Here is a 13,984-nt window from a genome sequence, read left to right as displayed (position 1 = left end):
GCCCGGCCCTGCCCGCGGGGCAGGGCCGGGCAGGGCCGGCAGGGCCGGGCAGGGCAGGGCCAGGCGGGCAGAGCCGCGGGGGCAGGGCCGAGCGGGCAGGGACGGGGCGGGCGGGCAGGGGTGTCGGCCGGAGCGCCCCCGCGCGGGTCAGTCCACCAGGGCGGCGGCGATGCGGTTCTCGGCCCAGGGGACCATGAGGAAGCCGCGTTTGACCGTCAGCACCTGCACCCCGGCCGTCCATGACTGGATGCCCGGTACGGAGGCCAGGGTGCGGGAGGTGAAGTGGTGGAGGTCGGCGGTGGTGGGGACGATGACCTCGCAGATGAGCGAGGCCTGCCCCAGCACGGAGGCGATCATGCGGACGCCGCGCTCGCCGGACAGCCGCTCCGCCACGCTGTCCTGCATGCTCGGCTCGACCGACAGCCAGAACAGGATCTCGGCCTCGTAGCCGAGGGCGGCGGCCGGGATGAACGTGGTGACGCTGGCGCAGCCCCGGTCGAGCATGGCCTCCAGGCGCCGCCTGGCGGTGCTCTCGCTGATGCCGACGCGGCGGCCGACGGACTGGAAGCCGGCCCGGCCGTCGTCGCGCAGGGCGGCCAGCACCTCGCGGTCGACGTCGTCGAGGTGCCCGCGCTCGCAGGTGTGCAGCGGCCTGGGCGTGGCGAAAGCGGCCGCCTGCGGGCCGAGCACTGGCGCGCTCCAGTCGTAGCTCACCTTGTACGTGTGCAGCACCAGGTCGGCGTTGCTCTGCTGCGCCCCCGGGATGGTGTGGACGAAGTCGACCAGCATCGAGTAGAGGTCGCGGTGCTTGGGCGCGACCAGCTCGAACACGATGTCGTAGCCGCCGGTGACGATGGTGACGTACCGGATGTCGGGGTTGGCGGCGAGCAGCCCCGCCACCCTGAGCTGGCTGCCGGGCGCGCAGGTCAGCCGGACGAGGAACACGTGGACGGGTCCTTCGTGCTCCAGGTGCGGCAGCACCGCGACCCGGGCCAGGCCGGCGCCGAACAGATGCTGGGCCCGCCGCGCCACCGTCGTGGTGGAGGTGCCGATGAGCTGGGCGATGTCGGTCCAGCTCGCCCGGCCGTTCACGTGGAGCGCGGCGAGGATCTTGCGGTCGAGGTCGTCGAGATCTTCCATCGGGGGCATCATCGCGCGATCAGGGCCGTTCTCGCACCTGTCCTGAGCCCCCGGTCAGGGCCCGGGCGAGGAAGTCGCGGACGGTGGCCTCCCACAGCTCGGCCTCCTCGACCTGCGGCGAGTGACCGGATTTTTCGAAGATCCGCAGCTCTGAGCCGGGGATGAGGCGAGCGATGGTCTCGCTGCACTCGGGCGGCGTGATCCAGTCGTGCCGGCCGACGGTGATGAGGGTCGGCGCGGTGATGCCGGGCAGGAGGTGCTTGATGTCGTAGTTCGGCTGGTTGTAGGCGAAGGCGTAGTTGTGCGTCTCGTAGTGGTACGGGGTGGCGGCCACGCGCTGCTCGACCTTGGCGGGGTCGTAGTCGTGGTCGTACAGGGGGAGGATCTCGCGCCAGCAGTCGCGCAGGTCCTCGTCGTCGCGCACGGTGCCCGCCATGATGCGGTCGAGCTTGTCGCGGTCGATCGCCACGCGGGCTGAGGCGGCGGCGTTGCGGATGGCGAGGTCCTGGTTGCCGTTGTCGGCAGAGGTGTCGCGCAGCACGACGGCGGAGACGCGGCCGGGGTGGCGGGCGGCGTACTCCATGGCGATGAAGCCGCCGTACGAGCCGCCGGCGATGACGACCTGCTCGGCGCCGATCCACTCGCGCAGCGCCTCGACGTCGGCCACCCACTGCTCGTGGGTGAACGGCCCGGTCAGGCCGCTGGCCCCGGAGCCTCTGGCGTCGAAGACGACCACCCGGTAGGCGTCGGCGAGGCGGCCGAAGCTGGCCTTGGGCTCGGCGAGCGAGCCGAGCCCGGGGGCGCCGTGGTGGGCGATGACGACGTTCTCGCCGTCGCCGAGTATCTCGACGTTGAGGCGGTTGCCGTTGATGTCGACGTGCACGGGGGTCCTCTCAGATGGCGGTCAGATGACGATGTCGGTGAGCTCTCGGGGGTACGCGGTGAGCCGGCGCGGCCCCGACTCGGTGACGAGCACGGTGTCGGAGATGCGGTAGCCGGCGTGGCCCGGCACGTAGACGCCGGGCTCGCTGGACAGGATCATGCCGGGGGCGAGTTCGGTGGCGTCGCCGTCGGACAGCCACGGCGGCTCGTGGAAGCCGAGCCCGATGCCGTGCCCCTGGCGGTGGCGCAGGTGCTCGCCGTAGCCGGCCTCCTCGATGACGGCCAGGCAGCGGCGGTTGACCTCCTCGCAGGTGGCGCCGGGGACGAGCGCCTCGGTGCCGATCTCCTGCGCCTCGCGTACGGCCTCGTAGTAGCGGGCCTGCTCGGGGGTGGGCTCGCCGATGACGAACGTGCGCTCGCTCTCCACGAACCGGCCGCCGACGGCGCAGCCGAGGGAGAGCATGAACGTCTCCCCCGCCTTCAGCCGGTCGCCGCCGGGCAGGCGGTGCGGCTGGGCGGAGTTGGGGCCGCCGTAGACGAGGCCGCCGGTCAGCATGGGGACGACCACGACGTCCTCGTGGGAGGCGTACATGAGGCGGGAGCCGTAGGAGATGACGTGGCCGGCCAGCTCGGTCTCGGCAGGCAGCTCGCCGCCGTCCTCGACGGCCTGCCTGACCAGCTCGACGCCGGCCTCGATCATCCGGTCGGCGATGCGGGCGGCCTCCTCGTGCAGCGCGATCTCCTCGGGGAGCTTGCGCAGCCGCACCTGGCCGACGGCGTCGGAGACGCTCCACCGGGTCCCGGGGAAGGCCGCCGCGAGCGCCGCCGTACGGCCGACGGAGGTGGAGGGGGCGTAGCCGGCCGTGGCGGGGGCCGGTACGTGCGCGGCGAGCACCGCGAACGGCGAGCGCACGCCGGGGAACTCGGGGTAGGCGAGGATCCCGGCCCTGGCGTCCTGGTCGGCGGCGTACTCGCGTTCGAGGTCGGGCACCAGCAGCACCGGGTCGCCGTCGAGCGGCAGCCAGCAGGCGACCGGCCGCTCGTTCGGGAAGTGGTGGAAGCCGGTGAGGTAGGCGACGTCGAGCGGGTCGTCGAGCAGGAGCGCCGCCTGCCCGTCCGCGGCCATGCGGGCGCGTACCCGGTCGAGGGCGCCCGCGTAGAAGGAGGCGGGCAGCTTCTGGGAGAAGGTCATGTATCGCTCCTGTGGTTGCGGGCGTCGTTGTAGGCCACCGACAGCAGGGTCGTGGACAGGACCAGCAGCAGGATCGCCAGCGACGGGAACAGCGTGGTCCACCAGGCGGAGGCGAGCGCGCCCGACTGCTGCGCCTTGTGCAGGATCGTGCCCCACGACCAGCTGTTGGGGTCGCCCAGGCCGAGGAAGGACAGCCCGGCCTCCGACAGCACGGCCCGGGAGGTGGTGAGCACCACGGACACGCCGACGACGGGGACGACGCCGGGCAGCAGGTGCTTGCGCACGATCCACAGCGACGAGCCGCCGACGACCTTGGCCGCCGACACGAACGGCATGGGCACGATGGCCAGCGCCTGAGAGCGCACCACGCGGGCCACCTCGGGCCAGCTGAACAGCGCGATCACCACGGCCAGCGTGCGCACGCTGGGCCCGGCCAGCGCCGCCACCAGGATCATCAGCGGCAGCACGGGCAGCGACAGCGACAGGTCCACCAGGACGCCGAGCGGGGTGTCCAGGCGGCGGAAGTACGCGGCGCTGACGCCGATGAGCAGGCCGATGACGATGGCGAGGACCGACGCGCTGACCCCGACCGCCATGCTGACCCGCGTACCCCAGACGACCTGGGCGAACACGTCCTGGCCGATGTCGTCGGTGCCGAACCAGTGGGCCGCCGACGGCGGCTGGGAGGTGTCGGCGCCGTACCCCTCGGGGAAGGGCGCGATGAGCGGGGCGAAGATCGCGACCAGGAGCATGAGGAGCAGCACGACGGCGCTGGCCATGCCGAGCGGGTTGCGGCGGAAGGAGCTCCAGGTCCGCGCGCGGGGGGTGAGCTCCGCTGCGATGGCGGTCATGAGGTGCGCACTCTCGGGTCGAGGATGCCGTAGGCCACGTCCGTGATCAGGTTGGCCACCACGACGGCGGCCGCCAGCAGCACGAACGCGCCCTGCAGCACGGGGAAGTCGAGCTGGCCGACCGCCTCGTAGATGGCGCGGCCGATGCCCGGGTAGGCGTAGATGGTCTCGGTCAGCACCGCGCCGCCGACCAGGGTGCCGAGCTGCAGGCCGGCGATGGTGGTGGTGGGCAGCAGCGCGTTGCGCAGCGCGTGCTTCCACACGACCTTGCCGGGCCGTACGCCCTTGGCCTTGGCCAGCGAGACGTAGTCCTCGCCGAGCGCGTCGATGAGCGTGGTCCGCATGGTCAGCACGTAGCCGCCGAGCTGGATGAGCACCAGCGACAGGCAGGGCAGCACCAGGTGGTGCACCATGCTGACGGTGGCGCCAACGCCGGTGGCGTCGAGGTCCACCGCGCCGCCGATGGGGAACCAGCCGAGCCAGACGCCCAGCACGTACATGAGGAAGATGCCAACGCTGGGCACGAACAGCGACTGGGCGGTGACGCCGGTGAGCTGGATGACGCGGTCGAGCCAGCCCTTGGCCCTGGTGGCGGCGAGCACGCCGAGCGGGATTCCCAGCACGATCGTCACCGCCATGGCCGAGATGGTGAGGATCAGCGTCCACGGCAGCCGTTCCATCAGCACGGTCGTCACGGGGACCGACTGGCGGAACGACATGCCGAGGTTGCCGTGCAGGAGCTGGCCGAGGTAGTCGACGTACTGTGCGGCCAGGGGTTTGTCCAGGCCGAAGTCCGCGAGCAGCTTCTGGCGCAGCTCCTCGGTCATGTTCGGGTCGGCCACGGCCAGCACCGGGTCGCCCGGCAGCAGGCGGACCAGGAAGAACGTCACCGTGACCGCGAACCACAGGGTGAGCAGGCCGCGGGCCAGCCGGAGGCCGATGAACCTCATGCGATCATCCCGCCGGCTTCGCCGAGGCGAGGGGGAGCGGGTTGAGGATGGACAGCAGCTCGCTCGGCATCGGCTTGAAGCCGGTCCACTTCGCGGAGTACGCGATGTTGAACGTCTCCACGTACAGGACGTTGTCGTAGACCTGGTCGTGGATGATGCGGGCGGCCTCCTGGATCGGGGTCCTGGCCTCCTCGACGGTCAGCGCGCGCTGCGCCTGGTCGATGAGGTCGTCCAGCTTGGGGTCCTCGACCTGGGCGTAGTTGATGAACCCGCCGCTCTTGAAGGCCAGCCCCAGGTTGGCGGGCGGGTTGTCCATGACCGCCCACGACCCGGCGTAGATGTCGAAGTCCCGCTTGGTCGTCTTGTCCAGGTACGTGTTGCGCTCCAGGCCCTGCAGCTCGATCGTGATCCCGGCCTTCTTCGCCGCGTCGCGCACCATGGGCGCCCAGCGGGCGATGTTCGGGTCGGCCTGGTCGTAGATCATGCCGAGCTTCAGGTTCGTCTGCCCGGCCTCGGCCAGCAGCTTCTTGGACTGCTCGGGGTCGAAGGCGTACTCCTTCGAGCTCGGGTCGGCGTAGTCGGGCAGCGTCGGGGTCAGGACGCTGGAGTTGGAGGACTTGGCGAAGCCCTTGAGCGCGATGTTCCTGATGGCCTCGTAGTCCACGGCGTGGGCCAGCGCCTGCCGCACGCGGACGTCGTCCAGCGGCTTGCGCTTGGTGTTGTACTGCAGGTGCGCCCAGCCGAGCGACGGGATCTCCTGCAGCTTGACCTCGGCGTCGTTCTTCAGCTCGGCCGCGGTGGCGGGCGGCAGCACGTTGCCGATCATGTCGATCTCGCCGTTGCGCAGCGCCAGCACCTCGGTGTTGACGTCGGGGAAGACGCGGAAGACGACCTGCTTGACGGTCGGCTGGCCGGGCCCGAAGTCGTCGACCCGGTCCATGATGTAGCGCTGGCCGCGCTCGACCTTGGTCAGCTTGTACGGCCCCGCGCTCACCCAGTCCTTGTCGTTGGCGAACTTCTGCACGCTCGGCGCCTTCTCGAACACGTGCTTGGGCACGATCGGCAGCCAGAAGCCGACGTTGTCGAGGAACGTCCCGTCGGGGCGGCTCAGCTTGAAGCGCACCTCGGTGGGCGAGACGGCCTCGGCCTCGTCGAGGGCGGTGATGAGCCCCGCGACGACGCCGAACTTCTCCTTCTGCACCGCCGTCACCGCGAACACCACGTCGTCGGCGCTGACCGGCTTGCCGTCTGTCCACTTCATGTCGCCGCGCAGCTTGACGGTGGCGCTCTTGCCGTCCTCCGCGTACGACCACTCGGTCGCCAGGTACGGCGTGCGCTTGCCGGCCTCGTCCATCTGCATGAGGTGCGGGTACATGAGGCTGGTGACCCACGAGTCCGTCCGGCTGTTGCCGACCAGCGGGTTGTAGTTGACGACGTCGGCGGTCGTGCCGATGGTCAGCCGGTCGGCCGAGGCCGGGGCGCCCTGCTCGGCGGACGACGACGAGGAGCCCGACTGGCCGGGCACGCTCGGGGCGCACGCGGCGACGGCGGTAAGTGCGGCGGCCAGCGCCGCGGCGAGGATGACACGTCTCATCAGATCCAGACCTCTTCCAGCACCCGCATGACGTTGCCGCCCACGACCTTGGTGATCTCGTCGTCGGAGTACCCGTGGGCGACGAGCCAGGAGATGATGTTCCAGAAGCATTCGGCCGGGTTCTCCAGGCCGTCCACGTACGCGACCTTGTCGTAGTCGATCCCGGCGTGCGCCTCCCTGATCGACAGGTGGTCGGCGAACGTCTCGTGCAGCCCGACGTGGTCGCCGAACAACGTGTCGGGGCCGAAGGCCACGTGGTCGATGCCGACCAGGTCCACGCAGTACGTGAAGTGGTCCATGACTGACTCCAGGGTGTGCCTGGGGTGGTCGGGCGACAGCGTGGTGTGCGGGGCCGCCTCCAGGCCGATGACGCCGCCGCGCTCGGCCGCCGCCTTGATGACGGAGTCCGGCTTCATGCGGTTCGTGGGCCAGACCGAGCGGGCGCCGGCGTGGGTGATGAGGATCGGCTTGGTGGAGTGCCTGATCGTGTCGAGCGAGGTCTGGTCGCCGGAGTGGGAGACGTCGATGGCGATGCCGAGCTTGTTCATGCGGCGCACGGCCCGCTCGCCGAACAGGGTCAGGCCGCCGTCGCCGCGCTCCTTCAGGCCGCTGCCGAGCGTGTTGGCCTCGCTGTAGGCGATGCCCATCTGCCGTACGCCGAAGCCGTACAGCATGTCGATCCTGTCGACCTCGTTCTCGATCATCGTGGCCGCCTCCAGGGCGAGCACGAGGCCCATGCGGCCGCTGCTGTGCGCCTCGTGCACGTCGGCCAGGCGCTCGACCTTGATGAGGTAGTCCTGGTGGGCGATGTCCGACAGGCGCATGCCGATGTCGGCGATCACGTCGTTCCACTTCCAGCCGGCCTGGCTGGTGACGCAGCAGGTGCCGTCCATGAGGTTGTCGAAGACGACCGTCATGCCGGAGCGGGCCAGGCCCTCGTAGCCGGTGCGGTGGCGGGCGGTCCTGTTGTAGTCGACGGTCTGGCCGATGTCGTCGGGGAAGATCGACGGGTGGTCGTGCAGGGAGACGACCAGGCTGTCGGTGAGCAGGCGGCGGACGCGCTCGGTCTGCTCGGTGGTGAGCTCGGGGCCCTGGTACGCGGGGACACGGCCGATCTCAGGCGCCAGGTCGAAGTGCCGGTAGTCGACGCCCTCCTCCAAGTATTCGTACGAACGGTAGCCCTTGTAGCTCTTCGCGGCTTCCAGCATCTGGTATCCCCTCTTGTCCGATTGCCGGAAGTTTGCCAGGATCAGGCGCTAAAGACAATATCCGAGTTGTTTTTCGGCAACAGGCGTCCAGTCAGCGCCAGCATTCGTCACAATCGAGAAGGGGGTGCGGTGAGCGAACCACCGGCCCTGGAGATCCGCGGCCTCCACGTCACCTTCACCGCCCAGGGACGCGAGATCCCGGCGGTCCGCGGGGTGGACCTGACCATCGAGCGCGGCCAGACGCTCGCGCTGCTCGGCGAGTCGGGCTCGGGCAAATCCGTCACCGCCAAAGCCGTCATGGGACTGCTCGACCAGCCGAACGCCCACGTACGCTTCGAGACGGCCAGGCTCGGCGGGCGCGACCTGCTCACCATGAACGCCGAGCAGCTCAGAGCCCTGCGCGGCAGCGAGATGACGCTCGTCTTCCAGGACGCGCTGTCCGCGCTCAACCCCGTGCTCAGCATCGGCGACCAGATCGGCGAGCTGTACCGCGTGCACCGCGGCCTGTCACGCAAGGAGGCACGGGCCCGCTCGATCGAGATGCTCGACCTGGTCGGCATCCCCGCCGCCGCCAAGCGCATCGACGACTACCCCCACCAGTTCTCCGGCGGCATGCGGCAGCGCATCCTCGTCGCCATGGCGGTGGCGCTCGAACCTGACCTGATCATCGCCGACGAGCCGACGACCGCGCTCGACGTGACCGTCCAGGCGCAGATCCTGGAGCTCATCGACCGGCTGCGGCGCGAGCTCGGCACCGCGGTCCTGCTCATCACGCACGATCTCGGCGTCGCGGCCGAGGTCAGCGACCGGATCGCGGTCATGTACGCCGGGCGCATCGTGGAGCGCGGCGAGGTCGGCGAGCTGTACGACCGGCCCGCGCACCCGTACACGGAGGCGCTGCTCGCCGCCATCCCCGACCTGGACAGCCCCGCCTCGGAGCTGCGCGCCATCCCCGGCGCGCCGCCCAGCCCCGCCGAGGTGCCGCCGGGCTGCTCGTTCGCGCCGCGGTGCGCGCGGGCGAGCGAGGTGTGCGGCACGACCCGGCCGCCGCTGACCGTCCTGCCCGGCTCTGACCGTTCCGTCGCCTGCCACCACGCGGAGGAGATGCTCGATGGCGCTCTCACCTGACACCGCCCCCAAGCCCCTCGAACAGCGGGGCGAGCCGGTGCTGCGGGCCACGAACCTGCACAAGACCTACCGCGGCGGCCTGCTGTCCAGGGGCGGCGCCGTACGCGCGGTGGCCGGCGTGGACCTCGACCTCCACCCCGGCGAGACGCTGGGCATCGTCGGCGAGTCCGGCTGCGGCAAGTCCACCCTGGCCCGGATGCTCGTCGGGCTCGAACGCCCCGACCAGGGCGAGGTCACCTTCCGCGGCCGGCCGTTCTTCACCAGGGGCGGCGTGCCGCGCGACATCAGGCGCCGCGTCCAGATGGTCTTCCAGGACCCGCTGACCTCGCTCAACCCGCGCATGACCGTGCACGACATCGTGGCCGAGCCGCTGCGGGTGCACCGCCTCGCGCCGAACTCCCGCGCCATGCGCGAGCGCGTCGCCGAGCTGCTCACCCTGGTCGGTCTGTCGCCCGACCGGATGAGCCGCTTCCCCTACGAGTTCTCCGGCGGGCAGCGGCAGCGCATCGGCATCGCCCGCGCCCTGGCCACCGAGCCCGACGTGATCGTCTGCGACGAGCCGGTGTCGGCGCTCGACATGTCGGTGCAGGCGCAGGTGGTCAACCTCTTCGCCGAGCTGCAGCGTACGCTCGGGGTGGCCCTGGTGTTCATCGCGCACGACCTGGCCGTCGTCCGGCACGTCTCGCACCGGGTGGGCGTGATGTATCTCGGCCGGGTGGCGGAGCTGGGCGCGGCGGCCGACGTCTACTCGGCGCCGGCGCATCCGTACACGATGGCGCTGCTGTCGGCGGCGCCCGTGCCGAAGCCGGCGCTGCGCGGCCGCTCCCGCATCATGCTGGCCGGCGACCCGCCGAGCCCGGTGGCGCCGCCCCCGGGCTGCCGCTTCCACACCCGCTGCTGGAAGGCCACCGACCGGTGCGCGGAGGTGGAGCCCGTGCTGGAGGACGTCTCCGGGCACTACGCGGCCTGCCATTACCCGGAACGCCCGTCTTGACGTGGCCTTTCCCGGAGTACCTGAGAGGGAGAGCAAGCTTTGCTGACACACTGTCGTCATCGGCTTGACGCCGCCCGCCGCCGTTTGTGACACTTCGTCATGAAACGTCAGCACGAGCAGAGGTGGGCCGTGACCTCGTCCTTCTCAGAAACCCTGCGGAACGCCACGTGGGCCGACCACGAGTCCGCCGAGTCCGAAGGCTACCTGTCCGCGCTGATGGCCGGCCGCCTGACCGAGCACGACTACGGCGAGATGGTGGCCCAGCACTACTTCGCGTACACCGCGCTCGACGGCGTCTCCCGCGAGCTGGCCGGCCACCCGGTGGCGGGCCGCTTCGTCTTCCCCGAGCTGTACCGGGAGCAGGCGCTCGAACGCGACCTCGCCACCATCTACGGCCCCGGCTGGCGCGAGCGCATCACCCCGTCGAAGGCCACCCGCACCCTCGTGGCCCGCATCCACCAGGTCGCCGACTGGCCGGGCGGCTACGTCGCCCACCACTACACCCGCTACCTCGGCGACCTGTCCGGCGGCCAGTTCATCCGCATGGAACTGCAGAAGATCTACGGCTACGCCAAGGGCGGAGGCGTCGACTTCTACTTCTTCGACGAGCTGGGCAGCCTCCCCCGCTTCAAGACGGAGTACCGCTCCCGCCTCGACGCCCTGGGCCAGGATCTGGACGACCGCGAGCAGCAGCGCATGATCGCCGAGGTCCGCCTGGCGTACCAGCTCAACACCGAAGTCCTGAGCGACCTCCGCCACCTCGTCAGAACCGCCGCCTGACCCCGGTCAGGCGTACGGATCCCGCAGCGGCACGGCCCGCTCGGCGAGCTCCTCGCGCAGCCGCCTCAGGCGCGGGCCCGCCTGGTAGTAGCGTCCCTTGGTCTCCCCGTACGGCTGGAGCCACTTCCTGGCGGTGAGCTCGCGCAGGTCGCGGGCGGCCTGGCCCTGGCTGAGGTCCTCGTCGGCCTGGTAACGGCTGCGCCGCAACCGCCGGTTCACGAACGCCTCGTAGAGCGCCGACACGCACCGGTCGTTGAGCCCGTCGGCGTCCACCTGCTCCTCCAGGTACGTCCAGATCTCGCCCGCCTCGGCCAGCCGGGCCGCCACCCGCTGCGCCTGCATGTGGTGGGCCCTGAGACAGAACCGCACCCAGGCGAGCGTGTCGTCGTGCGGGCTCCAGCGACGGCGGCCGACGGCGCCCAGGACGTCGTAGTACTCGATGGTCGTGCGCTGCTGCCCGAGCCACTCCTCGATGGAGCAGAACTCCGGGGCCATGATCTGGTCACGGCCCAGGACCAGGGCCTGGAGTGCGCGCGACATGCGGCCGTTGCCGTCGCGCCACGGGTGGACCTTCACCAGGTTGAGGTGCGCCATCGCGGCCCGCACGTAGCTCGGCGCCTCCAGGTCGCCCTCGTTGAGCCAGGCGACCAGCTCGTCGAGGAGCGCGGGGACCAGCGCGGCGTCCGGGCACTCGTAGACGACCTGGCCGGAGGAGAAGTCGCGGATGTAGATGGTGCCCGGCCGGATGACGCCCGGAGTCTCGGGTCCGTGGTGGCCGATCATCATGAAGTCGAGTGCGTTCAGCAGGCCGACGTCGTAACGGAACACCGGGGCGCGGGACAGCGACCTGATGTACGTCAGCGCCTGCTGGTAACCGGCGATCTCCTTGGTCACCGCGTTCGACGCGTCCAGGGGCTCCTCCCCCGCCATGATGGATCGGATGTCCTCCACGCTGGCGTGATAGCCATCGATCGAGTTCGAGCCCTGGATGGCACGGGCTTGCAACTGCCTGCGCAACTGACCGTCCCACCGGTGCGTCTCGGCCAACCGGTATTCGAGGTCCTGCCGCATGTCCTCGACCTCGGCCAGCACGACCTTGTCCGCCGCCTCAAGCGCAGGAGTCCCGTAGAGCATGCCGCCATGGAAGCATGAACGAATCATCCGGTCAAAGGAATGAATGATTCATCCATTATGTCGTTTCCCCGTGTCAGGGATGTCCGCGTCGGGCGGGAGCGGGGGCTTGGGGCGGCCTACGATGGGGGTATGCCCCGGATCAAGGCCGCCACCATCGGTGAGCACCGTGCGCAGACGCGCGACCGCATTCTGCAGGCCGTGTCGCGGTTGTCGCGGGTGCAGGGCATCGATGCGATCTCCATGACGGACGTCGCCAACGAGGCCGGGATCACCCGGACTGTTCTGTACAACTATTTTCCCGACAAGGCGGCTTTGCTGCTGGCGTTCACCGAGCGGGTGACGCACTACTTCATCGAGAGTTACGAGCGGGAGCTGCCGGTCGGGGCGTCGCCGTCCGAGCGGTTGCGGGGGTTCGTGCGGCTGCAGCTGGCCGGGCTCGTCGCTCATCCGCATCCCGGGGCCGCTGATCTCAGTGCGGCTCTGGGGCCTGATGCCTACCAGCGGCTGGCCGAGCATGTCGCGCCCATGCAGCGGGTGCTGGTGGACATCCTGGAGAGCGGGGTCGAGGCCGGTGAGTTCCGGGTGCTCGACGTCGCGGCCACCGCCCGGATGGTGCTCGCCGTCATCGGGGCTGAGCGGGTGCCGCTGATCAGTGGTGAGGTGACGGTGGAGGCGGCCGGGGAGCTGGTTGCCGAGTTCGTTCTGAGGGCCTTGGCCCCTCGGTCGCATGAGTGATCAGGCCGGGCAGGTCAACGGGCAGGTCGCCGTCAAGTCGGCGCGCGGGCGCTGGATTCTCGGGGCCACGGTGCTCGGGTCGGGGCTGGCGCTGCTCGACGGCACGGTGGTGAACGTGGCGCTGCCGTTCCTCGGCCGCGAGCTCGACGCGCAGATGGACGGGCTGCAGTGGACGGTCAACGCGTACACGCTGACGCTGGCCGGGCTCATCCTGCTGGGCGGGTCGCTCGGTGACCGGTACGGCCGGCGGCGGATCTTCCTGGTCGGCGTCGTCTGGTTCGCGATCGCCTCGGCGCTGTGCGGCCTGTCGCCGAACATCGAGGTCCTCATCGCGGCACGCGCCCTGCAAGGCGTCGGCGGGGCGCTGCTGACGCCGGGGTCGCTGGCGATCATCCAGGCCAGCTTCGTGCGCCACGACCGGCCGCGCGCGGTGGGCGTGTGGTCCGGGCTGGGCGGCGTGGCGAGCGCGATCGGGCCGCTGCTGGGCGGCTGGGTGGTGCAGTCGGCCGGCTGGCGGTGGGCGTTCCTCATCAACCTGCCGTTCGCGGTGCTCATCGTGATCGTCACGCTGCGGCACGTGCCGGAGAGCCGGGACGAGGAGGCCGCCGGGCGGTTCGACGTGCTCGGATCCGCGCTGGCGGCGCTGGCGCTGGCCGGCATCACGTACGGGCTGATCCAGAAGGGCGCGGCGGTGCCGCTGGTCGCAGGGCTGGTGCTGGCGGCGGCGTTCGTGGTCGTCGAGGTGCGCAGGTCGCCGGACGCGCTGGTGCCGGTGGGCATCTTCCGCGACCGCGTGTTCACGGCGGTGAACATCGTGACGCTCGTCATGTACGCCGCCATGGGCGTGGTGTTCTTCCTGCTGGTGGTGCAGCTCCAGGTGGTGTCCGGGTTCTCGCCCATCGCGGCCGGGATGGCGATGCTGCCGGCGACGATCCTGATGATGCTGCTGTCGGCCAGGGCCGGCGAGCTCGCCAAACGGTACGGCCCGCGCCGCCCCATGACGATCGGGCTGCTCGCGGCGGGCGGCGGCTTCCTGGCGATGAGCACGATCGGGTTCGGCGCCTCCTACGCCTTCCAGGTGCTGCCCGCGGTCACCCTGTTCGGGCTGGGCCTGTCGGCGACGGTCGCGCCGCTGACCGCGACCGTGCTGGCCTCGGCCGACGAGCGGCACGCGGGCATGGCCAGCGGCGTCAACAACGCGGTCGCGCGTACCGGCGGGCTGCTGGCGGTGGCCGCGGTGCCGCCGCTGGTGGGGCTGGTGGGCGACGCCTTCCAGAACCCGCCGGTGTTCGACGCCGGGTTCAGGACGGCGATGCTGATCTCGGGGGCGATGATGGTCGTCGCGGCGGTGCTCACGTGGGTGACGATCAGGTCGAACGTGCTGGCCGCCGACTGA

At 70.7% G+C, this 13,984-nt stretch carries 13 protein-coding genes; 5 read left to right on the top strand and 8 right to left on the bottom strand.

Annotated features, from left to right (window positions below; all coding sequences use genetic code 11):
• Positions 1-147: 147 nt before the first annotated feature.
• Genes AB0K18_RS15985 through AB0K18_RS15955 form a run of 7 tightly spaced genes read right to left on the bottom strand, consistent with a single transcriptional unit; the run spans position 148 to position 7,817 of the window.
• Complete coding sequence (locus AB0K18_RS15985; protein WP_364914751.1) at positions 148-1,140, bottom strand: Lrp/AsnC family transcriptional regulator; 993 nt, start codon at positions 1,138-1,140, stop codon at positions 148-150.
• A gap of 19 nt (positions 1,141-1,159) precedes the next feature.
• A complete protein-coding gene (locus tag AB0K18_RS15980) occupies positions 1,160-2,023 on the bottom strand; it encodes an alpha/beta hydrolase (protein WP_364914750.1) in 864 nt (287 codons plus the stop codon).
• A gap of 21 nt (positions 2,024-2,044) precedes the next feature.
• Positions 2,045-3,214, bottom strand: coding sequence for a Xaa-Pro peptidase family protein (locus tag AB0K18_RS15975; protein WP_364914749.1), 1,170 nt, complete (start codon positions 3,212-3,214; stop codon positions 2,045-2,047).
• Entirely contained in the window at positions 3,211-4,065 is an 855-nt protein-coding gene (locus AB0K18_RS15970; protein ID WP_345402051.1) for an ABC transporter permease, read from the bottom strand. Before AB0K18_RS15970 ends, AB0K18_RS15975 begins: the two co-directional genes overlap by 4 nt.
• A complete protein-coding gene (locus AB0K18_RS15965; protein ID WP_364914748.1) occupies positions 4,062-5,015 on the bottom strand; it encodes an ABC transporter permease in 954 nt (317 codons plus the stop codon). Before AB0K18_RS15965 ends, AB0K18_RS15970 begins: the two co-directional genes overlap by 4 nt.
• A gap of 4 nt (positions 5,016-5,019) precedes the next feature.
• Complete coding sequence (locus tag AB0K18_RS15960) at positions 5,020-6,609, bottom strand: ABC transporter substrate-binding protein (RefSeq protein WP_364914747.1); 1,590 nt, start codon at positions 6,607-6,609, stop codon at positions 5,020-5,022.
• Positions 6,609-7,817 (bottom strand): membrane dipeptidase, encoded by a 1,209-nt coding sequence (locus tag AB0K18_RS15955; protein ID WP_364914746.1) that lies wholly within the window; start codon positions 7,815-7,817, stop codon positions 6,609-6,611. Before AB0K18_RS15955 ends, AB0K18_RS15960 begins: the two co-directional genes overlap by 1 nt.
• Positions 7,818-7,946: 129 nt before the next feature.
• On the opposite strand from AB0K18_RS15955, the gene AB0K18_RS15950 reads away from it, so the two are divergent.
• The 3 genes from AB0K18_RS15950 (at position 7,947) to AB0K18_RS15940 (ending at position 10,719) form a co-directional block, all read left to right on the top strand.
• Positions 7,947-8,945, top strand: coding sequence for an ABC transporter ATP-binding protein (locus AB0K18_RS15950; protein ID WP_364914745.1), 999 nt, complete (start codon positions 7,947-7,949; stop codon positions 8,943-8,945).
• Positions 8,929-9,939: an oligopeptide/dipeptide ABC transporter ATP-binding protein gene (locus AB0K18_RS15945; protein ID WP_364914744.1), complete on the top strand. Its 1,011-nt coding sequence runs from the start codon at positions 8,929-8,931 to the stop codon at positions 9,937-9,939. The genes AB0K18_RS15950 and AB0K18_RS15945 overlap by 17 nt, the downstream gene beginning before the upstream one ends.
• Positions 9,940-10,068: 129 nt before the next feature.
• The gene (locus AB0K18_RS15940) at positions 10,069-10,719 is read left to right on the top strand and encodes a biliverdin-producing heme oxygenase (protein WP_364914743.1); all 651 of its coding nucleotides are present in this window, start codon (positions 10,069-10,071) and stop codon (positions 10,717-10,719) included.
• Positions 10,720-10,725: 6 nt separating this feature from the next.
• Here AB0K18_RS15940 and AB0K18_RS15935 read toward each other — a convergent pair whose 3' ends face one another.
• On the bottom strand, positions 10,726-11,853 hold the full coding sequence (locus AB0K18_RS15935; RefSeq protein WP_364914742.1) for a Fic family protein: 1,128 nt from the start codon (positions 11,851-11,853) through the stop codon (positions 10,726-10,728).
• 129 nt (positions 11,854-11,982) lie between these two features.
• On the opposite strand from AB0K18_RS15935, the gene AB0K18_RS15930 reads away from it, so the two are divergent.
• Positions 11,983-12,588 carry a TetR/AcrR family transcriptional regulator gene (locus tag AB0K18_RS15930; RefSeq protein WP_364914741.1) on the top strand — a complete coding sequence of 202 codons (606 nt, stop codon included), beginning with the start codon at positions 11,983-11,985 and terminating at the stop codon, positions 12,586-12,588.
• Positions 12,581-13,984: an MFS transporter gene (locus tag AB0K18_RS15925; RefSeq protein ID WP_364914740.1), complete on the top strand. Its 1,404-nt coding sequence runs from the start codon at positions 12,581-12,583 to the stop codon at positions 13,982-13,984. Before AB0K18_RS15930 ends, AB0K18_RS15925 begins: the two co-directional genes overlap by 8 nt.

This window comes from Nonomuraea sp. NPDC049421, from assembly GCF_040677005.1.
In the GTDB taxonomy this organism is placed as follows: domain Bacteria; phylum Actinomycetota; class Actinomycetes; order Streptosporangiales; family Streptosporangiaceae; genus Nonomuraea; species Nonomuraea salmonea.
This window is presented reverse-complemented; position numbering and strand designations above follow the sequence as displayed.